Genomic DNA, 25163 nt, shown 5'->3' with positions numbered 1-25163 from the left:
TCTTATAAACACCGGGGAGGCACACGCAGCTGATTACGATTCAAACGGAGATTGAAATTAACGCGCCTGTGGAAACATGTTTTGATTTTGCGAGGAATATCGATGTTCATACGCTGACGGTGTGGCCGCATACCCGGGAGAAGGCCATTCAAGGAATTACCTCCGGCCTGATTAATGCAGGCGAGACCGTAACGTTTGAAGCTACGCATTTGTTTGTCCGCCAGAAACTAACGTCCAGAATTACGGATTATAACCGGCCTTATCTCTTTGTGGACGAGATGGTCAAGGGCGCCTTCAAAAGTCTGAAGCACATTCATGAGTTTGAAGCGCGCGGATCCGTTACCGTGATGAGAGATGTATTGACGTTTGAAGCCCCGCTCGGCGTTGCCGGCTGGATTGTCGAACGGCTTATCTTGAAGCATTACATGAAAAGCTTCATCGAAGACCGCAATCGGAGGCTCAAATATTTGGTGGAGAACGATGCGGGGCGTTAGCCCGGTATTATTTGGGGTAGAAGGATCCGGGCATTTTGTTTATAATGTATTGTAGCGAATTACGGACCCCGACTTTTCTGCGAGTGGAAAGTCACCACAAATTTAGAGAATCAAAGGAGCTGGAGTTGTTTTGCTTTACCAAAAACTGAAAAGCGCCTGGTTTTTCAATGCGCGGAAGGATGTACTTGCCGGGATGACGGTTGCTTTTGCATTGATTCCGGAAGCTATCGCTTTCTCGATCCTGGCAGGAGTAGACCCGATGGTCGGTTTGTATGCGTCCTTCTGTATTGCCGTGACCATTTCGTTTGTCGGCGGGCGTATGGGGATGATTTCCGCGGCAACAGGCGCGATGGCGTCACTTATGGGACCGATAATCGTTAAATACGGCATCGAATATTTGTTTGCCGCGACGATTATGACCGGTGTAATCCAGTATTTAATGGGCGTAATGAAATTCGGGAAATTTATTACATTCATTCCGCATTCGGTTGTTACCGGCTTCGTTAATGCTCTTGCGATAATTATCTTTATGGCCCAGCTTACCAACTTTAAGGGCGCTACCTGGCAGATGTATGCAATGGTGGCGGCTACGCTTGCCGTTATTTATCTTTTTCCGCTCATTACCAAAGCCGTTCCATCCGCATTAGTTGCCATTATCATCATGACGGTGGTCTCCATTACGCTGCACCTGGACTTAAGAACAGTTGGAGATATGGGACAGATAACACAAGCTCTGCCTTTCTTCCATATACCGGATATTGAATTTTCGCTCCAAGCTCTATGGCAGCTCGTCCCTTTCTCCTTGGCACTGGCAGTTGTCGGATTAACCGAGTCCCTTATGACCGCAACGATTGTCGACGAGATGACGGAAACCAAGAGCGATAAGAATAGAGAAGTCAAAGGTCAGGGAATTGCCAATATCGTGGCCGGCTTCTTCGGGGGAATGGCCGGGTGTGCGATGATCGGCCAAACGGTTATAAATGTAAAATCCGGAGGAAGAGCGCGGTTGTCCACCTTTGTCTCCGGCGCATTTCTGCTTTTCTTGATCCTGGTCCTGGGAAGCTTCGTGAAGCAGATTCCGATGGCCGCATTGGTCGGAGTTATGTTCATGGTATCGATCGGAACGTTCGATTGGAATTCATTACGGACTTTAGCGAGAATCCCTAGAAGCGATGCTCTTGTAATGGTTGTTACGGTCGCTGTTGTCGTTGCCACTTCCGATCTCGCGCTTGGCGTTGTAACGGGGGTGGTCCTGAGCGCCCTAGTTTACGGCTGGAAATCGGCCAGCATTAAAGCCCATTTATCAGTAACTGACCAGGGGGTTAAGAAATATACTCTTTCGGGTCAGCTTTTCTTTGGTACCATGATTCATTTTGTGGATTTATTCGATTACAAGAACGATCCTGAAATGGTTGTCATTGATTTTACCTCCTCGCATGTTTGGGACCATTCAGCAGTGACCGCGATCGCCAAAGCCGTGTCGAAATACCAACAAAACGGTAAGAAAGTGACGATAGTCGGTTTGAATGAAGAAAGCCAGAGGATGATTGACAGGGCGGGTCTTGCCGAACCGACAGGACACTGAACGCTAAAACAGCACCACAGGCTGCTTTGCTGCAAAGCCCATGGTGCTGTATTTGATTTGAGTTGAATTCTGATCAACGGACAGAGTTTTTATTTTTCAGCCCGAACAGCGATGTGATTATTTTCACGACACTCTTCCGAACGTTGAGCTTGCTTTCCCTGAGATCCTGGATTAGTTCCTTTTTGGCGTCTTCCCTTTTCGCTTTGAGGAGCTCCAATGCACGTCTTCTGCAAGCCGATTCAAAAAGCATAATTGAACGACCTCCCTGCTCATCTTTAAATGCTGATAACGCTTATTTATGGTATTCGGCTTTTTTGTTCAATACAATTATTACCATTAAATATCGGTCGTATACTAACATTGACCACGGTGTTCAATCCGGCTGCCAGGAATCCCCGCCATTATGAGTAATATATTTAATTGTAAGCCGTTTGGAATCACTTACGAACTCAATTTCCATCGTTCCAAGCTTAGGGGTTGTCTCATAAAACACCGGCGGCATTACATTTCCGTACTTGTAACCTCCGGGGATAGCAATCGGTTGCAGCTCCCAGGTTTTACCACCATCTTTGGATCTATACAAAGGGACCATGGCTGTTCCATGTTGAGTTGCCGTTATCCATCCGTTCTTGGAATCGCGGAATGAAACTCCGGTGACGTAACCATCGATAACCCGGCTTACATCCGAAACCAGCTTCCACGTTCTGTCTCCATTATTGGTTTGGTATAATTTTTTCCCCATATAACCCAAGGCTGGATCTGAGGTAATAAGAATCCAGTCCGGTGATTTTTGGGAATGAAACGATGTGAACACATTTTCCTTAGCTAGCTGCTGCTCCCAAGGTTCACTAATCGGTAGTTTCGACTGTTCCCAGGTAATACCTTTATCTATACTGTGATATACGACTACTTTACTCTTAGTACCGGTCTTGGTCTGATATACGAACCATCCTTCCATTTTCCCAGTTACGATGGAAGCTAAGGATTGTGCTCCTTGCGCAATTTTAGGCGTGGGATAAACGTTATTTCTTACCGGGTTGTACAGTTTATTTAAAGCTGTTGCCCCGGTTGGTTTGGAGGTCTTAGTTACGATTGTAGAAATCGGACCCGGCATTGAGATATCCTTTCTAACAGTGCATCCGGATAAAATGAGCAGCAGACAGAGCATTATCGCAACGGTAATTTTCAGCATAGCTCCACTCTCCCTTTCCATGCATAAAGATCATATAATCATAGACATGAATGATATGAAGAATGTTTCGCCTGTTGATTTCATCCGGTACAATATTTATTGGGAGGCGGATGCTATGATTGAATCGTATCTACGGGGGAGCCATTTTCACGTGCGTAATATAGTGGAAGCGGAGTTTGAAGAAGTCTCATCTGTTCTAAAAGAAGCTGCGCTGTGGTTGAAGAGTGAAGGACAGGAAATGTGGAAAGAAGATCAAATTTCTATTGCGAGGCTGTACGCTAATTACAAAACGGAGGAAATATACATTGGCCGTTTGGGAGGCATGTCTGCTGCTGTAATGATCCTCCAGGAAGAAGATGCTTTTTTCTGGCCGAATGCAATCAGGAATGAGTCGTTTTATGTGCATAAGCTTGCCATTCGCAGAGATTTCGCAAAGACGGGGTTGTCTAACGAAATGATTAATTGGGCAAAAGCATGGGCACGAGCAAAGGGCAAAAAATACTTAAGACTGGACTGTGCTGCTGACCGGCCCAAGCTATGCGGTTTCTATGAGAAAAATGGATTTAAGAGAATAGGAGAAACAATATTGTTCGATAAATATCCCACGGCATTTTATGAATTCGAAGCATAACTAAAATCACAATCAATAACCTGCCGCATAGTTACATTTATGTTTTAAATCATCTTAAATGTTTAAACCGCTCTTTTTCATAAAGGCCCGGCAGATAGGCTTCCAAACAATTACCATCCGGGTCTTTAAATTTAAAATGCCCCTTCTTTCCTCCGTCGACCAAAACGCCTAATTTCTCTAATTCGTTATAACAGGTTTCCGCTTTGTCCGAAGCGATTGTAAAAACAGGATATGTCCCGTTTTCAGCAAAATCAGGCAAAGCTTCATTTTCTGCAAGCTGGATCAAGCAAACGCTGGTTTGAATTAGCTGACCTTCAGACATTGAATCCTTATGAAACGATAATACTACTGTATCGCCATAGTCGTGCTTAACGTACAGCCCCAAAACTTCCTCATACCACTTGACCGATCTGTGCATTTCCTTTACCCGTAAGTTGATTTGATGAACGCCTTGAAATAAACCCATGAAAAATCCCTCCCTTTCTAAATAATAATTCGATAATTTCCGAGTGTTTCCTTTTTTGCGCCGATTGTTTATTCGATAAGGTCCAGATTCTATAAAAAAACTCCGAACGGTCAACTACCGTTCGGAGTTTGGAACCTAAGTTATAACTTAGCAATAAGCATTGCCGCTTCCGCGCGTGTTGCCGTGCCCTTAGGAACAAACAACTGTCCTCCGCGGCCTTGAATGAAGCCCAGTTTATAAGCTGCATTTACATAGGTCTTTGCCCATTCGCCAATTTGTGCTTTGTCTGTAAAATCGACGTCCGCTGCCGAATCGATATTCTCCCCAGTCGAAAGTGCGCGAGCTTTCATCAGCATTACGACCATCTCTTGGCGTGTTACCGTGTCATCGGGAGCGAATGTATTATTAGTACGACCGGTTACAAGGCCCGCTTGTGCCGCGGCCGCGACTTCATCGGCATACCATTTCGTTGCGTCAACATCCGCAAACGGGCTGCTTCCATTTGCTTTCAGACCCAATTTGCGAACCAGAAAGGCCGCAAACTCAGCACGCGTTACCTGCTTCGAAGGCGCAAACTGATTGTCGCTAACGCCTGTTATTACATGTGCCGCGGCCATTTCCTTGATTGCATCCGCGGCCCAATGGCCCTTGTTTACATCGTCAAAGGATTTGCTGTATTCCAGTACGGCATATTTGCTGAAGTGATGAACTTCCGCCGTCATGACTTGATCCTTCAGTTTACCTCCGACGTATTCGAGAGTCCCATCGTCCGCAATGTAATATACGCCAAGAAGCTTGCTGTTTACACCATCAGCCACCTTCAGCTTCAACATAACCGGTTTGTCGAAAGAGGTTAACTTCTGTTCTTTGCCGTCTTTCGTTTTGATGGACAGCGTAAACTCGTAAACTTCGCCCGCTGCCTTCAGGTTCGTGTTCTTTTCCTTCTTCTGCGACTCCGCTAATAGGGATTGAACGGTGCCGGTCGTCAGTTTATCGAAGGAGAATACGATTTGAGCGTCTTTCAGAGCATCCGCAGATACCAGACTTCTCAGCTGATCAATGAGCGAGCCCGGAATTTCGGCCGTCAACTCATCGCTGGAGAACGAGACTACGCTGTCTTTTGTAATGGCGCTCGAGTTGGCTGGAAGAAGAACCTGCTTGTCTCCCTTGCCGATCGTAACCGCGACTTTGCCTTGGTCGTTCTTTAGGCTGCTTTCATTGATGATTCTTACGCCCGGCTCTTCTGGAGCTGCCGGACTGGCAGGCGTCACAGGCACATAACCTCCGCCGCCGGTATTTGTGCTTGCCTTCGGCGTTGCGTTAATAGAGGCTTGCGAAGATTTGTTGCCGGCTTTATCGACAGCTTCGATGTCGACATCATACGTCTTGCCGTTGGTCAAGGCGGTAATTGTATAGGAGGTCGCCGTAATAGGCGTTCCCGTCAGCAATTTTCCATCCAAGTAGACATTATAGCCTGCGAGGTCCGTCTCAGTGTTCGCGTTCCAGCTGACCGTAATCTGTCCGTCGCCTTCGGCAGCCTTCAGACCTGTCGGTTTTGCCGGCGCGATCTGATCACCGATGACAAGGTTAAAGCTAAAGTATTGATCAATCGCAGACCAATCCGAAAGACGCAGTGAAACAAATATAGCTGCATCCGACATGTTCTTATTCGGCAGACTTATCTCGGTGCCGTCGCTTTGCTGCGACATACGGAGAACATACTGCTGGCCGCCGGACAGATCTCCACCGATAAACAGCTCAAGTAAATATCCACCGTTCAATTGTGCCGAAGTAATTGGGATGACGGTTCCATCCGATTTCACCAATTCGAAATCATTAACTGAAATATTCGAGCTACTCATCATATAATCCGGTATGATGATATTCAGCCCGCTCCCTGCCGGGAATGATATGGAGGGGATGAATGTAATGAGAGGGTCTCCCGGCTTCAAAGCATAACCTGCCGGTTTGCCATCCGTGTTTATCGTAATGGATTCGAACATGCCCGGAACATAATAGTAAGTCTCGATAATGTCCGATTCGTGACCTGCTTTATCAACAGCCGAAACACCAAATTGCAGTGAACTGTTAAGCGGCAAATTTTCTGCCGTGAAGCTAGTGGTCTGAACAGTCGCAACTTTCTCACCGTTCAGGTACACGTTATATCCCGCAAGATCCGGGACATTTACCGGACTCCACTGAAATTCATAACTATAAGTTCTGTTGTCGTAATCGGCATAAACGTCGAACAAATCAATGCCGTCCGGAGCCGGAGGCACATCGTCCTTATCGAACAAGTACGTCATATCCGTAACAGTAGGCGTCAGAACTTCGTACGCACTGTCCACCACGGTTATGCTCTCAAGCATTTTACCGATCCCGATGTTGCCGTTCACACCGAAAGCATAAACACCTTCCGTCACGGTAGGCTGTGCCGGGCCGACGGCGGAGGTGATATCTGTCGATTGCCCGTTTTCGTAGACTGCGAGCGATACTGTCGGCTTATCGGAATAGATGACCCCCGATATTTGACCGCTTGTTGCATCGTACGCAATCTTGATGATGCTAGCGGCGTAGGCCAGCACCGGTAAGCTGAGACTGAGCAGTAAACTGGCCAGCAAGGCGAAACTGATTTTGCGCATGTAATGTGGCTTCAACAATGAATATCCTCCCTCTATTTCTATTATTCTCCTCCCCAATATTATGATGAATTCTACCAAATTACAACAAGAATATTAGTAAATTGTACCTGAATTTCAAATGATATTGTCGAATTTGCAGTAATTAAGTCCTTGCTTGACGGAAGATAATCACCATAAAAGGCCTATACGATGCCCTATTTCCACCTTTATAAGAGCTACTTTTTACCCATTCCATCAAATGAATACAGAGACTTCATCATCTGCTGATAGACCGTATACTGCGGAACACTGCGCACCGCCTGTTCCATTTCACGAATTGCCAAACCATAATAACGGTTCTCTCCCGTCTTGTTTCCATGAGCCGTATAACTATTGGCAAGCTCAAAATGCACAGAATGGGCCCACGGAAGCATCTGCCCGGAGACCTGCAGCATGTTAGTGGAGTCGTTCCAATTTTCATTTGAGGCGGCGCGGACACCGATGGCCTTTATCCCGTAGCCGGCGGAAATCCAACCGAATCCAATCGTTACGATTACGCAAAGCGCCGCCAAGATTATACGTCCATGAGCTTTGCCGAGCCCCACGACAATCACCGGCTTTCCGCCTTCAAGCACGCAGAGCGACATGATAAAATACCCGAAGCAAAGCGGAAATGAGAAATCGATATCAAATGCGATGTGTATCAAAAATACGAAAGTAACCAAGGGGATCGGCGCCGTCTTTTCGTTACTTTTTATCGCCCCATAGGCTGATGCCAACACCAAGGCCACAAAAATAGCTGTCGCCCAAACCCCTGCGTCCAGCGCCGCCTGCAAATAATATTGATGGACGTATTTGACGAAATATCCTCCCGGGTGAAGAACCGCCCATCCTCCGCCTCCGAGGCCTGTGTGCCAAACGTCCTTCAGAAGCCGAAATCCGTCGAACCAATAAATGCGCCTCAGATGGAATTCGGGGCTGTTCCAGCTCCACTCAGTTAACCTTCGAAGAACTCCGCCGTTCAGACCGGCAGCAATCAACAGCAAGATAGCGATTGCTGCGCTGTAAAACCATACTTTAGGGTCTCGCAGCCTGCCGGACCTTGCGAGCTGCCATAAAGAACCGGCAACAAACAAAGCAAGAACCGCTCTGGACCCTGTTTGAAGCATTCCGGCCAACTGAACGGCCACTAGGAGCAGGTAAATGCGGCCTCCTTTTTCCCGGTAAGCCTTCCATCCCATCCATATGCCGACGGCCAAAAGAATCGCCAATACGTTAGCATAACCGATCGTGGACTCAAGACGTCCGTTCCGAAACAGGCGCAGTACCCAGCCCAAGACCGTCAAAAACGCCCCAATCCATGCCCACTGCTTCAGCAAGTCCCATCTGCGGTTCGCAGGGAGAGCGGAAACGAGAAGAGCGATTGGCAGCAAATTCGTTATGCGAGCGGCTTCCAACACGGCGGCTTCGCGGTCCACCGCATAGAAGCAGGATAACCAGTAGAGGGAGATCAGCAGGAACAGCAGTCCGTGAAGAAGGGTGACCCGTACTAATCCCGTTCGACAGATGTATACAGCTAAAGCCAGGAACAATGCCGCATTCAACGCCAAAAAGGATACTTCAAAGAAGTATCCTGCGGCGGCCGCGCCTATCCACAAATAAACGGTCAATATCGTGTACGCAAATTTGCCTTCGTTTGTTTTTATCATTTTGTGATAGTACCATTTCCTTCTTCAAAAATAAAGATCGAACCTTAAACAAAATGAACTATGATCATGCGTAAGGTTTGACGCCCTTTTCGATCCAATCATCGCGCGTAGGACCGAGAACATCGGGGACGCGCAAACCTGCTTGACGCATCAGCACGGTCATTTGGCCGCGGTGATGAATTTCATGCCGTAATGAATAACGCAGAGAAGCGCCGTTATGCCAGTCCTGACCTCCGAAGTTGACAACCTGATTAAGCGACTCATCGGTCCATTGGCTTCTTATGGCACGCAGCATGCATTGTGAGAGACGGCGGTATTCGCTTGCAATCTCCGCTGCCGACGAAGGTGCATCTTCCGATGCCAGGGGCTCGTCGAAGGATAGTCCCAGATATGATAAATAGTTAATGGAGTTTACGAGATGCCATGCAATCTGGCCGAGCGTACGCTGATTGTCCGAAACGATTTGTTTAAGCGATTCATCCGTCAATGTGTCCAGCACCCGTTCTGTAATCGCAGACTCCGTTTCGAATTCCTGAATAAAATCATTAATGGTAGTAATCACTCATAATCCCCTCCAAAAAAATTGTTACTGCTTAGACAAGTATATAGAGGTATTGCTGACAATTACGGTCAGTAATTCTGATTGCGATAATGGCAATTAAAAAAGGACTCCATATTCAGAGTCCCCTGTCTTCTATTCCCTGCCTGATTTTGATAACTTCATCGATTTATAATGGGCTGCAATTCCAGCGCTTACTTCCGCCATCCTATCGACAAGAAAATCCGGTTCAAGTATGGTAAGGGATTTGCCGTAGGGAAGAAGAAAATAAGGAACATAAGACTGCAGGGAAGGAATGCCCAACCTGAATACGGCTGTTCCTTCTTCTCGTTCGACAAGCGCGTGGCCGAACAACCAATGCTGGCATAAGAGATCCAGCGCTTGCTCAGGTCCTTCTATCCTTACCTCTGACAGGGATTCCGCATGAAGGGAGTCGGGAAGCAAATTACGCATCAGAAACTCTTTGGCGGAGAAAGCTTCCGGCCGCTCGAAAAGGCGCTCGGTCGGTTCCAAACTCACAATGCGGTCGATCCTGAAGCTGCGCAATTGCTGGCGGAGGCTGCAGAAGCCGACCGCATACCAGCTGCCCTTCCAGTAAATGATGCCGTAGGGGTCGAAAACGCGTTTGCTGGGAGAACCTCCATTACCTTTGAAATACTCCATCTCTACTGCCCTGCCCTGGGCTGCAGCTTCCTCCAGAACTCGGAGCATGTCCTGCTGCTTCCCTTCTATCGGTGAATGAATGACGGAGAGTCCGCCAACATGGCGCTCAATGTGATCGAGCTGCTCTTCATTCGTATAGCGCTTGAGCTTGTCAACCGCCCGGTTAAGCGCATCCTTGAACGGATAGCCTGCCTCCAGCGCGAACGTTGAAGCGTGTGCGAGCGCTTTCTGCTCTTCCATATCAAACAGCAGAGGAGATTCGGTGAAACGGCCCAGTATCTGGTAGCCGCCGTTCGGCCCGGAATCGGCGATTATGGGAACCCCGCTGGCACACAATGAGTCTATGCAGCGGTAAACCGTGCGAACATGAATCTCCAGTTGATCCGCAAGCTGCTGGGCCGTCATTCGTTTGCCTGACCTTAGCATCCATAAGATCGAAAGCATGTTGTCTGCTTTGGACATACTCTATTCGATACCTTCCTGTTATGGCATATGTTATGCTTCTGATTGTACACATTAATCAGTCACAGATATAGTCAAATAGTCAAGTTCATCCCATATCTATTTAGGGCTATTGCACCCTCCATTACCAGTGAGGCCGTTATTGTGGATCTGCCGCGGATTTAGCGCCTTGGCTGGTTAGCCATTCAACCAGATCGACCGCTTGATTTCGGGCTGCAATGTCGAGGGGAGTCAATCCGTCATAGCCCACCCAGTTCAGATAGGCACCACGATCAAGAAGATACTCTGCCGCCTGCCGCTGATTGCCGTGGCATGCCTGCCAGAAAGCACTGGTAATATCGCTGTCCGAAGGCGGCGTTTCCCCATTAAAAAATTCTTCAACACGCTCCATAACCCCGAGCGCTGCGGCGTGCCAGAGTTTGAGTCGGGCTCCGCGTTCAACCAGTCGGCGCGCTGCCTTCCATTGTCCAAACGCAACCGCGTCATCCAGAGGAGTACCTCCGGCAATTACCGCACCGTCAGCCTCGATATCGGCGCCCGAGCCCAGCAGTGCGTCGATCACTTCAATATCGTCGTTACTCGCAGCCCAATGAAGCGGCGTCTCGGTATGCGGGCCGGTAAACCGGGCGTTCACCTCGGCTCCGGCCTCGACCAATGCGGTCACTGTCGCCGCACCGTTCGGGAAATGACCAGGCCAGTCGGTCGCAATATGCAGCAAGGTTCGCGACGCCCCGGTGCTGCTATACTCTTGCTCACTACCAATTATTCTCACATGGACCAGTTCCGGATTCTCGGCAAGCAGCCGCTTTAACTCCAGTACATCGCCGGTGCGGATGGCCTGGACCACGGCGACAGCCAACGGTTTGTCTTTTAATAGAAAGATCATGTCAACTCTCCCCACACATTATTCTTTTCATTGAAGGAGAAGACGGAATGTCTGATTATCTCCTGCCCGGTCTTCTCCACACGGACACTACTATTACCATTCTAGTCATTCCTGATCCACTGAGACAACTTAAATCGACTTATTCAATCCACTGTCTAGGACCAATAACGTGGAATAGATGCTGCCTGTCCTTGTCTAAAGCTTCCTGTATACGTTTATAAGTAAAATCGCTAATCGGTTTGGGGAGATCATCTATTGAGCAATATCTGCATTCCAATATTTCTGGTGAACTCGGCTGAGGTTGTTGATTATGGTCGTTATTCGACAGGAAAACAAAATGGTGCATGTCATAGCCTGGATCATAATATATGCCGGTTAATTGTCCTACTGTAACTTCAAGTCCTGTTTCTTCCAACACCTCTCTCTTTGCAGTTTCCTGTGCTGACTCATCCTTTTCTGCTTTCCCCCCGGGAAGATCCCAATTATTTTTTCCGTAGCTGTGTTTTACCAACAGAACGCGTCCTTCAGAATCCAGTATGACTGCCGCTGCGCCAATTAGCTTATGTGACAAAACCGCACCCCCTATGAATGAATTGTTTGTTTCTACAATAGCGTAACGCCAATAAGTAGAAAAATGTTGCGTGGGTGAACTAATAGGCGAACGTCAGCTGCTCCTTTCAGTCATTCATCATAACGATTCAAATACCACCCTAACATAGGAAAAAGCTTGACATTTAACACCTTTTTTACAATCGGTTAATTCTATCAAAAACTTCTGTGATATAATGGGATCGTTTACCATTCTCAAATTACGAGGAGGAAAAAAGCATGAAAAGAAAAAGTAAGTTTCTTGCTGCTGTAGCGGCAGCAGGACTACTTGTGTCGGCTTTGTCTCCAATGGTGCACGCGCATGGCGTACAGGGGGAAGCTATTGCCCCGAATCTAGTAGGTCCGGCGTATGAGAAAGCGAACAGACCTTTAGCGGAAACTACGCTTACGATCATTCACGACACGCATTTTCACGGGAATTTCGGACAGCCGGACAGTGCGGAAAATATCGCAAACTACTTCGGGCTGGCGAACCGGATAAAATCCGAGCAGCCGAACTCCCTGTTTATCGGTAACGGCGACGATATCGCGACATCGGTGTTGTCCTCGAATTTTAACGGACAGCACATGATCGACGCATTCAATGCCGGCAAGCTTGACGTAGATACATACGGTAATCATGATTTCGATATGGGCCCTGACCGATTGGCTGAGCTGGTAACGAAGAGTCAATTCAAATGGGTGAGCGCCAACGTCATCGACAAGCGGACCAATGATGTCTTTGCGAAGGAACAAGGTGCCGCGCGGTTCATCATTAAAGAAGTTAACGGCGTGAAAGTGGGCATTACCGGGTTAATTAACGAAGAAGCCCCGGAAATCACGACAATGGGTGATAATGCCATCGTGCTTGATCCGGTGGAAGCGATGAAGACCATCATTCCGGAAATGAAAGCGGCTGGGGCGAATATTATCATTGTCTCCTCTCATCTTTCCAGCCCAGACGCTCGTATCCTTGCTGAGAAAGTTGACGGCATCGATCTTATCGTCGGCGATCACGCAGCGTTCGCATACGAAAGCCCTGAGAAAATTCACGATACGCTTCTGTGGTTTATCGGCGACGAGTTCGAATATCTGGGAGAAATTAATCTCCAAATCAAGAACTCAAAAATCGCAGATTTCAACTATCATCGCTATGCATTGAAAGAGGAGGCTGCAAAGGAAGGCTTTGCGCCTGATGCGGCCGTAAAGGCGGTCATGGACAAATATATCGGCCAATTGAAGGAGCAGCTGTCCGTCGTCATTGGCAAAACCGCGACCGAACTCGACGTCATGAAATCGACTCAGCGGCAAGGGGAAACCGCAATCGGCAACTACGTGGCCGATACGATCCGCGAGTATACCGGCTCGGACGTCGCTCTGATTAACGGCGGCGGCATCCGGGCAGACCGGGTCTTCCCGGTTGGGCCATTGACCAAACAGGACATTATGGACGCGATGCCGTTTACGAATTACGTCGTCAAGATTGAAATTACAGGCAAGCAGCTGTATCAAGCGTTGGAGAACAGCGTCAGCGGTTTGGAAGAAGGGGCGGGACGGTTTGCACAAATCAGCGGCATTAAATACGCGTTCAAGGCCGCTCTTCCGGTCCAATCCAGAATCATCGGCGTGAAAGTAAATGGTAAACCGCTCGATCCTGCCGCAACTTATACGCTTGCAACCGTAGACTTTATCGCGAATGGCGGAGACGGTTACGAAATGTTTAAAGGCGCCAACTTTTTGCTGGATTCAAACAATGGTCCGCTTCTTTCAAGCCTTGTAACGGAGACTATTCAAAAGCAGGAAACGATCGCTCCGAAGCTTGAAGGACGCATCAAATCTCTGCCGTTGGCTGGTGCCCAAGTAAAAGAACAATTACAAACACCTGCTTAACCGGTCTCTATCGCACATATCTTTCCAATCCGGTAAACGAAGCCCCTCGCCCTTTTCAAAGGTGAGGGGCTTTTTTGCCCAGTTGAAACTCACTGTACCACTTTGGCACGATTAGCTTGAAGCAATCGTGGTCATCCATTACCTTGTGGATCTTCATCAACATCGTGTCCAGTTCCTCCGGCTTCACCTGCCCGACTGAAAAAGGAACACTGACTGCCGCGCTAAAAATTCCGACCTTCACAAATTCATGAATTGGATCTCCCCAGTCATGCCTATTGAAATCAATGATGCGTGAAAGCTTACCATCCTTAACAATAAAATTTGCGATATGGGAATCGTCGTGTTGGAAAAGGTTCGGCCTATCCTTCATTAGGTATAAGTTCTCATCAATAATAGAGAGCAGCATTTCCTCATTGTCTATTGCAACTCCGCATTTGGCATATTCCTGATGTTAAAGATTCGCCCCGTTAACCTTGAACCGCGTAAATCCGTGCTTCGTAAGGCCGCAGGCGGAGCATGCCGTCCGAACCCACAGCACTCGCATCATAATTGGCAAGCAGCAGCTGCAAAGACGCTTCCCGGTAGCTTGCAGGCAATTGCAGCTCATACGGTTCATCCGCGTGATTCAGGATGATCAGCCAGTTGACATCGCCCAGCGACCGTGTGTAAACATAGAGGCGCTCGTCCTCCATCCATTCCGGAAGCTCCTCAAAGTCTCCGTATACCATAACTTTGTGCTCTTTGCGCAAGCGGATCAACTGCTGATAGTAACGGTAAATGGAGTCGGAAGCGGAGAGATCCTTCCAGGCGTTGATTTCCGGATAATTCGGATTCACCTTGATCCAAAGCGTGCCGCTCGTAAAGCCCGCGTTGGGCAAATCGTTCCACTGCACCGGGGTACGCGAATTATCCCGGCTTAGAAGCTGAAGGCTTCGCAGAAATTCCTGCGGATCACGGCCTTTGCGCACCTCTTCTCCGTAGCGGCCCTGCATCGCAATGTCATGATAATCCTCAATGGAAGCAAACCGCACGCCGGTCATTCCGATTTCCTCACCTTGATAAATATAGGGAATGCCAGGCAGGGTGTGAAGCATGGTGGCCAGCAGTTTTGCGGATTCCCTCCTGTAGGCTCCGTCGTTTCCGTACCTGTTCACCTGCCTGGTGTGATCATGATTGTTCAAAAATTGCGAAATGCTTCCTTGCCCCCATAAGGCAAGGTACCAGCGCCGCTGAATATCCTTGAAGCGAAGCATGTCCCAAACCGGCATTTCATCGCACACTTCAAAATGAAACAGCGTATTTAATTCGTCCCGATCTTCTCCGACAAATTTCAGGCCTTCCTCCGGCGTCACGAACGCCGTTTCGCCAACGGTCACAATATCGTAATGGCGGAATACCTGCTCGTTCATTTCCCGAATATAGTCATGCAGGCCGGGATTGTTCGTCAAATAGCGGATGTCCTGCAGATTCTCCGCATCCGGATAGGCTTCCGGCTTGGCTAATAAAGCGATTGCGTCCAGCCGGAACCCGTCGATTCCCTCTGTCCAGCCATCCCCTCATCATCCGGTAAATTTCTTTGCGCATCTCGGCATTCCGCCAATTCAAATCCGGCTGTTCCGATGCAAAGGAATGAAAAAATACTGTCCGGTCGCTTCATCCCATTCCCATACAGACGGTGTAAAATAAGAGCGCCAGTTGTTCGGCGCTCTGCCGTCCTTTGCATCCTTCCAGATATACCAGTCTCTCTTAGGATTGTCCCTGGATGAGCGCGAATCCAAAAACCAGGGATGCCGGTCGGAAGTATGATTGATCACCATGTCCATGATCAGCTTCATCCCCCGCGCATGGACCTCCGAGAGCAGCTCTTCCCAAACTTCCATGGTTCCGGCTTTCGGCATAATCGATTCGTAGTCTGCGATATCGTAACCGTTGTCCAGATCGGGCGACTCGTATACGGGGTTGAGCCAGATGATGTCGATGCCAAGCTCTTGAATGTAATCGAGCTTCTGGATAACGCCCTGCAGAATACAAGCATAGCGGTCACCGGATCGCATGGGAAAACCACAACTACAGGAATGATGGTACATGCTCTTAGCGCCATAGAACCGATAGGCAGTCTCGTTGGAGACGGAAGCGGCAAAGGTGATCCAGATGCCCGTTTGTTTGTGTTTGAGAACTGTGAATATAGACGCCACTTTCTTGCGTATCAGCCGGATATAGCCGTCATTACCAATATCGACTTTGATCATCCGGACTATTTTGCCGATGTCGACGACGTTGCACATGCCTGTTTATGGGAGCTGGAGATATTCAGAAGTATCAGGATATGTTGTTCGAAGCAAAACCGTCCGGTTAGGTTTTCATACAATTTTATAAGCCTCTTGGACAAATGGTCCTTGGGGTTATTTTTATTTGTATAGCAACCGGCAGAATAACAAATAATGACAACAGTCCAGCCTGCAAAGGGGTACATTATGTTATTCAGATGGTTGTTTGGCAGCAAAAAGAAAGAGAAGAAAAAAGAAATCGTCCACGAAATGGGCTTTCAGGAGAAAAACCCTCCGCTTAAGAGCGACATTGACTATACACTTGACCGCATCAAGCAGGAGCTCGGGAACAGCCCTGATGTGAATATCCGCACATTCAAGATAGGGCACGATCAACAAATACGTGTTGCGGCCATTTACATGGAGGGTCTGGCGGACGCGGACAAGGTAAATGATTTTGTCGCGCGTTCGTTATTGAGCGAGGCCCGGGATGAAGAGGCGCCTAATTCAAACGAGCCTCAGCATACCTTCGACGTCATCCTGAGCAGAGCACTAACCGTTGGCGCCGTAAAATATCAGCGCGACTGGAACAGTATGATGTATGCCATTCTATCGGGAGATATCGTCGTCCTGGTCGACGGCTGCCCAGGCACACTTATCGGAAATCTCCGGGGCGGCGAACGAAGAAGCGTAACCGAGCCCGGAAACGAGGTTAATATTCGTGGCCCCAAGGATAGCTTTAACGAATCGCTCGGGACCAATATTTCGCTGATCCGCCGCCGGCTGAAAAGCCCGAATCTGTGGGTGGAGTCCATGCGAATCGGGAATATATCGCAGACCGAAGTCTCCCTTATGTACCTCAAAGGAATTGCGGAAGATCGGCTTGTGGAGGAAATGAGACGGCGACTCAAGGATATTCGAATCGATGCCGTTCTCGACTCGGGTTACATTGAGGAATTGGTTCAGGATCAAACGTTCACACCGTTTCCCACTGTATACAATACGGAGCGGCCGGATGTAGTTACCGGCAATTTGCTGGAGGGACGTATCGCTGTATTTGTTGACGGAACTCCGAATACCCTTATTTTACCCACGACCTTTTCACAGTTTTTCAAAGCGGCTGAAGATTACTACCAGCGGTTTGAATTTGCCGTATTCATGCGACTGATCCGCTACTTCAGTTTTTTTGTAGTGATGCTTCTGCCATCGGTATACATCGCGGTGACCGCCTACCATCACGAGATGATTCCCACGCCGCTAGCCATCAATCTGCTGGCCCAACGCGAAGGCGTGCCTTTCCCGGTCTTTTTCGAGGCTATTCTTATGGAGATTGCATTTGAACTCATGAGGGAGGCAGGCACCCGCATGCCTCGAGCCATTGGACAAGCGGTCTCCACAGTCGGCGCTATCGTGCTGGGACAAGCGGCGGTGGAAGCTGGGATTGTAACGGCAATGATGGTCATCATTGTTTCATTCACGGGTATTGCGAGCTTTACATTGCCCGGGTTTACTTTATCCACTTCAGCGAGGTTAATCAGGTTTCCCATGATGATCGCGGCTTCCACCTTCGGTTTCTACGGGGTTTTCTTAGGCATCATTCTGCTTGTTGCTCACTTGACCAGCTTGCGTTCTTTCGGGATTCCGTATTTGTCTCCATTCGCTCCATTCGGATTCAAGCATCAGAAGGATACGTTATGGCGCTCGCCCTTTAAGACGCCGAATACACGGCCGGAATTACCGGACGCAAAGCGGAAGAACTGACGCAGGCAAATCTTCACCCGGTCTTAACAGCCGGACATTTCAAGGAGGGAACTGCATGAAGCTTAAAACGGGTTTGCTTGCTCTAATGGCTCTCTTCAGCATGTTTCCTCTGACAGGGTGCTGGAATTACCGGGAAATGAATGAGCTGGCCTTCGCACTGGCCATGGGAATTGATAAAACCAACCGGGACAATTACCTCTTCTCGTTCCAGGTTGTTAACGCCAGAGAAATTGCAGGCGAGAAAGCGACCGGCGGAATACCGGTTAATGTTTATTCCGGCAGGGGGAAGACACTGCTCGAAGCGATCCGTAAAGCATCTCAAAAGGTACCGCGAAGAATTAATGCCCAGCATATGCGGGTATTTGTAATCGGGGAAAAATTGGCGCGAGAAGGGATCGAAGAGGTATTCGATTTGATCGAGCGGGATCCTGAACCGCGTTTGACGACAAGAGTATTCATTGCCAAAAACACCGAAGCCGTGATGATTCTGAAGAACGTTACGGCCGTTGAGGCCATTCCGGCCAATGCCATTCTAGGCAAAATAAAAATATCGGGAAGGGTATTGGCGGAAAGCTACGAAGTCGAGGTGGACGATGTCATTCGCGGGCTGATCACCAAAGGAGGAGGTCCCGTCATCAGCGGAATAAAGCTTGTCGGAGATCCGGAAGCCGGGAAGAAAAATTCCAACGTGGAACAGACCGATGTCCCGTCAGACCTGTATACAAGCGGCATGGCCTTATTTAAAAAGGGAAAATTGGCAGGATGGGTGAACGGCGCACAAGCCCGGGGAGTGTCCTGGATTAACAATCGAATGAAGAGCAGTATTATCAATCTCGACTGTGATGATGATAAGGATGCCATCGCGATTGAAATTCTCCGATCCCGCTCGGAAATCAAAGCGGTGATCCGCGGAGAAAAGCCGTTGATCCGGATAAATATTCAAGAGATCGCATCTGTGGGAGAAACCATGTGCCCGGTTGATCTCAGCAAATCGGCGGAAATGAGGAAGCTGGAACAGCAGCTGAACAAAGAAACCATGCATGATGTGATGGCGGCTGTCAAGACAGCCCAAAAGCTGAAGACCGATGTTCTCGGTTTCGGGGAAGCGGTTGATCGCGCCAATCCGAAGGCATGGCAAAAAATGGAGAAGGAATGGGACAGGATTTTTCCCGAGTGCAAGGTTGAGGTACAGGTCGCCTCGACAATCCGGCGTACGGGTATGGTATCGAAATCGTTTTTGTCCAAAGAAAAGAAGTAGCGCAGTGGAAACGGTGGTGGGTAATGGTGGAGAAAGCGAAAATCAGTCCGGGACAATTGTTTTCGTTAATCGTGCTGTTTGATCTGGGAACCGCAGTCCTGCGCGTTCTTGCAATCAAGGCGGGGAAGGACGCTTGGCTGGCGATTCTATTGGGATCGCTGGGCGGACTTACGATATTCCTGATTTATGCTTCCCTCTACCGGCTGTATCCGAAGCTTCCGCTGACCGGTTACATCAGAGAGATACTGGGAAGATGGATCGGATGGCCCTTGGGAGTACTCTACGTTTTATTTTTCATCCATGGAGCGGCAAGAGATTTGCGCGAGGGGGGCGAATTGCTCGTCAGCTCTGTACTTGATCAAACACCGGTAATTGCGGTCAATGCCGTTATGATCCTGTCGATCGTGTATGTCCTGAATAAAGGTATTGAAGTGTTGGCAAGGACGGGTCAGATTTTCATTGCTGTACTGATCATATTGGCAGTACTCACCAATTTCCTCTTGTGGGCTTCCGGAATCGTTGAAATTAACCGGCTGCTTCCGGTCTTGGGCAAAGGCTGGGGCCCCGTGCTTACAACAACATTGACACAGACATTCGAGTTCCCTCACGAAGAAGTGATTTGTTTCGCCATGCTGCTGCCCTATTTGAATCATCAAAAAAGAGGGATCGGGGCGGGGTTCGCCGCTGTATTGTTCAGCAGCATCATCCTGAGTACTTCCACTGCAATGAATATCGCGGTGCTCGGGACGGATATCGCAGGAAGGGCTACATTCCCTCTCCTGCACACGGTCAGCCTGATCAATATAGGCGAGATTATTCAGCGGCTTGACGTTGTAGTCGTTCTAACGTTGATTATCGGGGATTTCTTTAAAGTCGCGATCTTCTTTTATGCGGGTGTGCTGGCAGCTTCAGACCTGTTTAAAATCCGTGATTACCGGAGGCTTGTTTATCCGGTCGGAATCATCATCTTATCCATAGCCATGATGCTCTCAGGCAACTTTACGGAGCAAATCGAAGAAGGAGATATCTTGCTTGTTACCGTCTTTTTATTTTTCGGAGTGGTTATTCCTGCCTTCTTGTTGGTGGTGGCCGGCTTTCGAAGACGATCCGGGACCAGTCGATGAAGCGGACTGCTGACGCTTGTTTTTCCTCTTATAATGAATAACGGCAGGTTTGCCTATTGCGTAAAGGATCATCAAGGAAATGACCAGGATCTCTTGAGTCAGCATGGATTTGAACGGAGTCATCACATTATCGAGGGATTCACGGAGTGGTATTTGCAGGAAGAGCAGGTCCATAATGAGTACAAATCCAACGCTAAGGAAAAATAGCATGAGAGAAAGTATAAATATCGTCAACTTGATCTCGTCCTCCAATCACCTGATGGGTGCGCTTCTGCGGGTTTGTCCCGTTTGAATGTTAGTATGATTACCATACGACCCTTTCATGCATCATCGAGCTAACATCACAGTCGCAATAACTCTTCTTGCAACATGCAGACGACAAAAAGCTAGCCTTGAAGTCATTTCTTCAAGGCCGAGTTAATCTCTTATTGTGATTTTTGCCGGCTTAGCGGAATCCGGCAGCTGCGTAATTAAATTGCGATTTCCATCTTGATTGAAGGATGATACTGATAATTGATGAGCTTGAAATCATTGATCGTGAAGTCGTCGAAGCTCCTTATGTCGGGGTTTATCCATAATTCCGGAGCCGGGTACGATTCCCGTGTAATCTGTTCCTTCAAGTGGTCTATGTGGCGCTCGTATACATGCGCGTCATTGATGTTGAAAGTTAATGTCCCCAGTTGATGGCCCGTCACCTGCGAAACCATGCGCTGCAATACATAATATTGAAACACATTAAACGGATTTCCGAGTCCGATGTCGTTAGACCGGACGCTGACGATAAGATGAAGCTTTCCCTCTTTAACCAACCACTGATTGTTCCAAACGCACGGGTATAATTCCATTTGGTCCAGCTCGTCAACATCCCATAAAGAAATGACATGCCTTCTGGATGCCGGATTGGTTATCAGTTGATCGATTAAGTGATGGACTTGGTTGGTGATTCTGCCGTTGACCATAATCGGTTTGCCTAATTGATAACCATAGGCTTTCCCGATATTATTGCTCTTGTTCGTCCATTCTTTCCATATGACCACCTTGTTTTGATCAAGATATGAGCAATCGCTTGTTCGCTTAACATAAAACCATAGCATTTCATGTATCGCAGACTTCCATGGGATTCGCTTTGTCGTTAAGATCGGAACCTCCGTATTATCGTAAGTCACCTGCTTGCAAATCACGCTTTTGGTATACGCCGGCGTGCCGTCAGCCCATACGGTCCTGACCGTTTGGTCTTTATCCCATACTCCGTGCTCCAAAATATCAATAACCATGTCTCTGTAAATTTCATCAGCTGCTGCCACCGTCTTCACTCCCCGCCTTCTACACTTAACAATCTTGCCCTTGATAAATATTCTGCAGTTATTCATAAAATCCTGTTCCTTTTTGTCGGTTTCCCCGCTGCGCCCGTGTAACGCCGTTCCACTCTTTGTGGAGATGGCCCTATACATATGGACATGGGTCATCCCCCTAAGTAGTGAAATCGAAAAAAGCAAAAACCGCCGCCAGCGTCACACTGTCGAATACGTCGAGGGTCAATACTCCCCCGAGAACGGCGTCAAAATTTGTAGAATTAACAGTGGCTCTGTGGTACGATACAGGCAATACTGCAATTCTCTTCCAACCTCACCTCAGTGCGCATTCTTTATCGGAGCTGATGAATATGAATCCTTGGCCTTACCTCTACTATTGTCTCCCCTTCCTATTTCTCTTTGCTTTGGCGATAGAAATATATCTGCGGGATCCGCAAAGCAAACTGCATCGCATAACGATGCTTTTCATTTTATCATTCAGCTTTGTTTTCTTCGGCCAATTTTTATTACATGTGCTCCCGGATGAATCGTCGCTGTTTGCAGTCAATATCATGCTCGCAGCAGCATTTTTATCGATGACGTTCGGACTTTACTTCTCCAGAGCGTTAAGCAAATCGACGTACCGCCCTTTTCTCTTCCACTGCTGCGCCTCGGTTCCGCTGCTGGGTATAGCCGTACTGGCAGCCCGGTCTCCTTTGCTGGACTTCGATGTGATTCACGGGCCTTATTGGCGCACAATACATTATAGCGGCCTGTTCAGTATAGTGATTTTCGGCTTGCTCATTTATACGGTGTCCGGCTTTTTAAGTCAAAGCATAGCGGCTTATCGAAGGGCAAAGTCCAATAAAGTCAGCGTTCAGGAGAGGACACGGCTGCGGCTTATTTTGAAAGGGGCCGTGATCGCCAACATATGGATGGCACTTTCATTTTTATTCATGGGTACGCTCGAAGCCTGGAACCCTTTTCTCCCGACGGTCGCCTTCTCTTCCTATTCGGTTATTATTTTCCTGCTGTTTATCCGTTATGCGACCGTTAATTACGATTTTTTGTCCACCACCGGCAGAAGATATCAGATTTTGTTCGATCTATCTCCGAATGGAATTGTGCTGCTGGACGAGCTGAATAGAATCGTCGAGGCGAACCCCGCTTTGTTGCGCCTGATCGGGGTGCAAAACTTCCAGGAATCCCATTGGAAAAGAGAGAGAATCTCAACATTCGTTACGATTGAAGGAGACGGAACCACATATAAGCAGCTGACTGACGCGCTGGCAAACAAAGAAATCATTCAGTTGGAGCTTCAAATACGCAATCATATTAACGAGGTGTACATCATTGAAATCAACACTCGTTATATGGAAGTGGAAGGCCGAATCTGGACGTACATGACAACCAAAGACGTCACTATGCAGAATGAAAACGAAAGGAAGCTTTCTTTTCTGGCATATCATGATCCGCTTACCGGGCTCCTAAACCGGAGACGCTTCTACGAAATGCTGGACCTTGCAATCGGGCAGACCGTTACGGCGAACCGTGTGATTGCCGTCATTTCGATTGACTTGGACCGCTTTAAGTGCGTCAATGATACGCTTGGTCATTCAGCTGGCGATGAGCTTTTGCAGACGGTCGCGGAACGCTTGCTTTCCTGTTCCCCTTCCGATGCTTGCATCGCGCGTATGGGCGGAGACGAATTCGTAATACTTCTGCAGGATATCTCACCTTCAACGGAGTGGTTAACCGATTATGCAGACCGGTTAAACGTGCAGCTCGGGCAGCCGGTCCTGCTGGACAATAATCCATATCGGATTTCCGCCAGTATTGGAATCGATATTGTTACCGAAACGGACGCGGATGCCAAGACTGTCCTAACAAATGCCGATAAGGCTATGTATGCGGCCAAACAAAACGGGCGCAACCAGTACTGTTTCTTTGATGCGGAAATCGCTTAATGGGATTAAGGATGGAAAAAACCACGTTCGAAATGAACGTGGTTTTTGGTCAGGAGATCAATGCTGACAGATGAATTTCAATGCCTGACGGATCATATGCGTATACGGTATTCCCTTCATGCCTGACTGGTATCCCCGCTTCCCGCAGTCGTCCGGCAGCTGCCTCCAGCGCTTCCCGGTCCGGAAGATCGATTCGATAATACGCCAGTCCCGCAGCATTCGCCGGAGTTAAAGGAGCTCCCACACCGGCCCATGTGTTGAGTCCGATATGATGGTGATAGCCCCCGGCGGAGATGAAGAGTGCGGAGTCCCCCATTCGCGCCATTATTTCAAAACCGATTATTTCGGTATAAAAATGCTGCGCCGCCGTGAGATCCGAAACATGCAGATGTATATGTCCGATAGTCGTACCCGCAGGCAGTCCTTCCCACTTGGCATCCTCTGCCTCAGCCAGCAAGCCGTCCCAATCAATGGGGTCGGTAGCCATCATATAATGGCCTGACGCGTCGCGCCGCCATGTATCACGGGGGCGATCCGCATATATTTCAATTCCATTGTTGTCCGGATCGGCGATGTAAAGCGCTTCGCTTACGAGATGGTCTGCCTGGCCGATATGAATACCGGTACCAATTAGGTTCCGAAGCGAAAGTCCCAGCGATTTACGGTCGGGCAGCAGAAGGGCAAAGTGATACAAGCCGGCTCCCGCTCTGCGCGGCGGCACTACGACGACATCCGGAATTTCCTGCAGCAGCAGCAGCGGCCGAAGGCCGTCCGGTGACATAACGGCAGAGCCATTCTCTTCCTCAAGAAGTCTCAATCCGATGACGTTTTGGTAAAACCCGATCGATCTCTTCAGATCGCTGACTCTCAGCTTAACTTGGCCGATGCTTGTACCCGGGTGAATACGGCTCTTCATAACCCGCACCTCACATTCCATTTTGCTTAACCTGCTTAAATTTATTCTGATTCCGAAGCAACCGTAAAGCGCTCATTAACATGCTGCGGATTCTCGATTTCATCGATTACGGCAACCGCGAAATCTTCATAGCTGACATAGCTTTGGCCTTTGGAATTGACAAGAAGATGATCTTTGCCGAGCTGATACGATCCGGTTCTCTTGCCGAGCGCGAACAGGGCCGACGGGCTGATAAAGGTCCACTTGATGGAATCGGTCTGTTTCAGTATATCCAAATTTTTCGCTTGATTCGCTGCGGTGGCATAATACTCTTGAGGGAAATTAGGCGTATCGACCACACGCATAGTTTTGTCCGGATCTACATACAAGCTGCCGGCACCGCCGACGACAATCAGCCTGGTGTTCGGGACGCCCTTAAGCGCTTCAATCAGAGCATTGCCGGCATCGACATGAAGGTGCTCTTGGCCGGCAGGTGCTCCGTATGCATTAACAATGATATCAAACGGGTTAATATCACTGGAGTTTAAGTCAAATAGGTCTTTTTCGATGACCGAGACGCGGCTGTCCGATACTTTAGTGCGGTCTCTCACGATGGCCGTTACCTCATGCCCTCTATCCAGCGCTTCCTTCAAAATCCGTCCGCCTGCCTTGCCGCCCGCGCCTATAATTCCGATTTTCATAAGTAATCTCCTCCAACTTAGTGGTGTATTTTTGAACAAAAAAAGGTTATACTTGTAACTATAATTGTTACAGGTTAATCTGTCAAGTCGAATGCCCCTTCCATTCTTACTTACCCCGCGCGGCATTGACAAATCAGGGTATTTGTTACACC

At 48.4% G+C, this 25163-nt stretch carries 21 protein-coding genes and 2 pseudogenes; 10 read left to right on the top strand and 13 right to left on the bottom strand.

Annotated elements, in window-relative coordinates:
- The first annotated feature begins 29 nt into the window (after positions 1 to 29).
- A complete protein-coding gene (locus tag KZ483_RS05600) occupies positions 30 to 494 on the top strand; it encodes an SRPBCC family protein (protein WP_220353276.1) in 465 nt (154 codons plus the stop codon).
- Between the two features lie 130 nt (positions 495 to 624).
- Positions 625 to 2079, top strand: coding sequence for a SulP family inorganic anion transporter (locus tag KZ483_RS05595; RefSeq protein ID WP_220351721.1), 1455 nt, complete (start codon positions 625 to 627; stop codon positions 2077 to 2079).
- Between the two features lie 373 nt (positions 2080 to 2452).
- Here KZ483_RS05595 and KZ483_RS05590 read toward each other — a convergent pair whose 3' ends face one another.
- Positions 2453 to 3271: a WD40/YVTN/BNR-like repeat-containing protein gene (locus KZ483_RS05590; protein WP_220351720.1), complete on the bottom strand. Its 819-nt coding sequence runs from the start codon at positions 3269 to 3271 to the stop codon at positions 2453 to 2455.
- A 115-nt stretch (positions 3272 to 3386) separates the two neighbouring features.
- Here KZ483_RS05590 and KZ483_RS05585 point away from each other — a divergent pair, with 115 nt between their 5' ends.
- On the top strand, positions 3387 to 3902 hold the full coding sequence (locus KZ483_RS05585; RefSeq protein WP_220351719.1) for a GNAT family N-acetyltransferase: 516 nt from the start codon (positions 3387 to 3389) through the stop codon (positions 3900 to 3902).
- Between the two features lie 49 nt (positions 3903 to 3951).
- Here KZ483_RS05585 and KZ483_RS05580 read toward each other — a convergent pair whose 3' ends face one another.
- From KZ483_RS05580 to KZ483_RS05550, 7 genes are all read right to left on the bottom strand, one after another.
- Positions 3952 to 4368, bottom strand: coding sequence for a VOC family protein (locus KZ483_RS05580; RefSeq protein WP_220351718.1), 417 nt, complete (start codon positions 4366 to 4368; stop codon positions 3952 to 3954).
- 140 nt (positions 4369 to 4508) lie between these two features.
- Positions 4509 to 7028, bottom strand: coding sequence for an S-layer homology domain-containing protein (locus KZ483_RS05575; protein WP_220351717.1), 2520 nt, complete (start codon positions 7026 to 7028; stop codon positions 4509 to 4511).
- 197 nt (positions 7029 to 7225) lie between these two features.
- Positions 7226 to 8698 carry an O-antigen ligase family protein gene (locus tag KZ483_RS05570; RefSeq protein WP_220351716.1) on the bottom strand — a complete coding sequence of 491 codons (1473 nt, stop codon included), beginning with the start codon at positions 8696 to 8698 and terminating at the stop codon, positions 7226 to 7228.
- A 64-nt stretch (positions 8699 to 8762) separates the two neighbouring features.
- Positions 8763 to 9260 carry a DinB family protein gene (locus KZ483_RS05565; RefSeq protein ID WP_220351715.1) on the bottom strand — a complete coding sequence of 166 codons (498 nt, stop codon included), beginning with the start codon at positions 9258 to 9260 and terminating at the stop codon, positions 8763 to 8765.
- A gap of 132 nt (positions 9261 to 9392) precedes the next feature.
- Entirely contained in the window at positions 9393 to 10382 is a 990-nt protein-coding gene (locus KZ483_RS05560) for a helix-turn-helix transcriptional regulator (protein WP_220351714.1), read from the bottom strand.
- A gap of 139 nt (positions 10383 to 10521) precedes the next feature.
- The gene (locus KZ483_RS05555) at positions 10522 to 11283 is read right to left on the bottom strand and encodes an ankyrin repeat domain-containing protein (RefSeq protein WP_258881547.1); all 762 of its coding nucleotides are present in this window, start codon (positions 11281 to 11283) and stop codon (positions 10522 to 10524) included.
- A gap of 124 nt (positions 11284 to 11407) precedes the next feature.
- The gene (locus KZ483_RS05550; protein ID WP_220351713.1) at positions 11408 to 11839 is read right to left on the bottom strand and encodes an NUDIX hydrolase; all 432 of its coding nucleotides are present in this window, start codon (positions 11837 to 11839) and stop codon (positions 11408 to 11410) included.
- A 257-nt stretch (positions 11840 to 12096) separates the two neighbouring features.
- Between KZ483_RS05550 and KZ483_RS05545 the strand changes: the two genes are divergently transcribed.
- Positions 12097 to 13746, top strand: coding sequence for a bifunctional metallophosphatase/5'-nucleotidase (locus KZ483_RS05545; RefSeq protein ID WP_220351712.1), 1650 nt, complete (start codon positions 12097 to 12099; stop codon positions 13744 to 13746).
- Between the two features lie 55 nt (positions 13747 to 13801).
- Here KZ483_RS05545 and KZ483_RS05540 read toward each other — a convergent pair whose 3' ends face one another.
- Both KZ483_RS05540 and KZ483_RS05535 read right to left on the bottom strand, forming a co-directional pair.
- Positions 13802 to 14167, bottom strand: coding sequence for a phosphotransferase (locus KZ483_RS05540; RefSeq protein WP_397376183.1), 366 nt, complete (start codon positions 14165 to 14167; stop codon positions 13802 to 13804).
- Positions 14168 to 14213: 46 nt separating this feature from the next.
- A pseudogene (locus KZ483_RS05535) lies at positions 14214 to 15800 on the bottom strand (alpha-amylase family glycosyl hydrolase).
- Here KZ483_RS05535 and KZ483_RS28310 point away from each other — a divergent pair.
- The 5 genes and pseudogenes from KZ483_RS28310 to KZ483_RS05510 form a co-directional block, all read left to right on the top strand.
- A pseudogene (locus KZ483_RS28310) lies at positions 15774 to 16034 on the top strand (Mur ligase family protein); the annotation flags it as partial. The pseudogenes KZ483_RS05535 and KZ483_RS28310 overlap by 27 nt on opposite strands.
- Positions 16035 to 16220: 186 nt before the next feature.
- Positions 16221 to 17774 carry a spore germination protein gene (locus KZ483_RS05525; RefSeq protein WP_220351709.1) on the top strand — a complete coding sequence of 518 codons (1554 nt, stop codon included), beginning with the start codon at positions 16221 to 16223 and terminating at the stop codon, positions 17772 to 17774.
- A 55-nt stretch (positions 17775 to 17829) separates the two neighbouring features.
- On the top strand, positions 17830 to 19032 hold the full coding sequence (locus KZ483_RS05520) for a Ger(x)C family spore germination protein (RefSeq protein ID WP_220351708.1): 1203 nt from the start codon (positions 17830 to 17832) through the stop codon (positions 19030 to 19032).
- Between the two features lie 23 nt (positions 19033 to 19055).
- A complete protein-coding gene (locus KZ483_RS05515) occupies positions 19056 to 20156 on the top strand; it encodes a GerAB/ArcD/ProY family transporter (RefSeq protein ID WP_220351707.1) in 1101 nt (366 codons plus the stop codon).
- Positions 20157 to 20189: 33 nt separating this feature from the next.
- Positions 20190 to 20363 carry a hypothetical protein gene (locus tag KZ483_RS05510; protein WP_220351706.1) on the top strand — a complete coding sequence of 58 codons (174 nt, stop codon included), beginning with the start codon at positions 20190 to 20192 and terminating at the stop codon, positions 20361 to 20363.
- A 263-nt stretch (positions 20364 to 20626) separates the two neighbouring features.
- On the opposite strand, the gene thyA is transcribed toward KZ483_RS05510, so the two are convergent.
- The gene (gene thyA / locus KZ483_RS05505; RefSeq protein ID WP_220351705.1) at positions 20627 to 21460 is read right to left on the bottom strand and encodes a thymidylate synthase; all 834 of its coding nucleotides are present in this window, start codon (positions 21458 to 21460) and stop codon (positions 20627 to 20629) included.
- Between the two features lie 467 nt (positions 21461 to 21927).
- Here thyA and KZ483_RS05500 point away from each other — a divergent pair, with 467 nt between their 5' ends.
- On the top strand, positions 21928 to 23415 hold the full coding sequence (locus KZ483_RS05500) for a diguanylate cyclase domain-containing protein (RefSeq protein ID WP_220351704.1): 1488 nt from the start codon (positions 21928 to 21930) through the stop codon (positions 23413 to 23415).
- A gap of 49 nt (positions 23416 to 23464) precedes the next feature.
- Here the strand turns inward: KZ483_RS05500 and KZ483_RS05495 are convergent, their stop codons facing one another.
- Both KZ483_RS05495 and KZ483_RS05490 read right to left on the bottom strand, forming a co-directional pair.
- Positions 23465 to 24331: a VOC family protein gene (locus tag KZ483_RS05495; RefSeq protein WP_220351703.1), complete on the bottom strand. Its 867-nt coding sequence runs from the start codon at positions 24329 to 24331 to the stop codon at positions 23465 to 23467.
- Positions 24332 to 24372: 41 nt separating this feature from the next.
- The gene (locus KZ483_RS05490) at positions 24373 to 25011 is read right to left on the bottom strand and encodes an NAD(P)-dependent oxidoreductase (RefSeq protein ID WP_220351702.1); all 639 of its coding nucleotides are present in this window, start codon (positions 25009 to 25011) and stop codon (positions 24373 to 24375) included.
- Positions 25012 to 25163 lie beyond the last annotated feature (152 nt).

Source organism: Paenibacillus sp. sptzw28 (assembly GCF_019550795.1).
Classification (GTDB): domain Bacteria; phylum Bacillota; class Bacilli; order Paenibacillales; family Paenibacillaceae; genus Paenibacillus_Z.
This window is presented reverse-complemented; position numbering and strand designations above follow the sequence as displayed.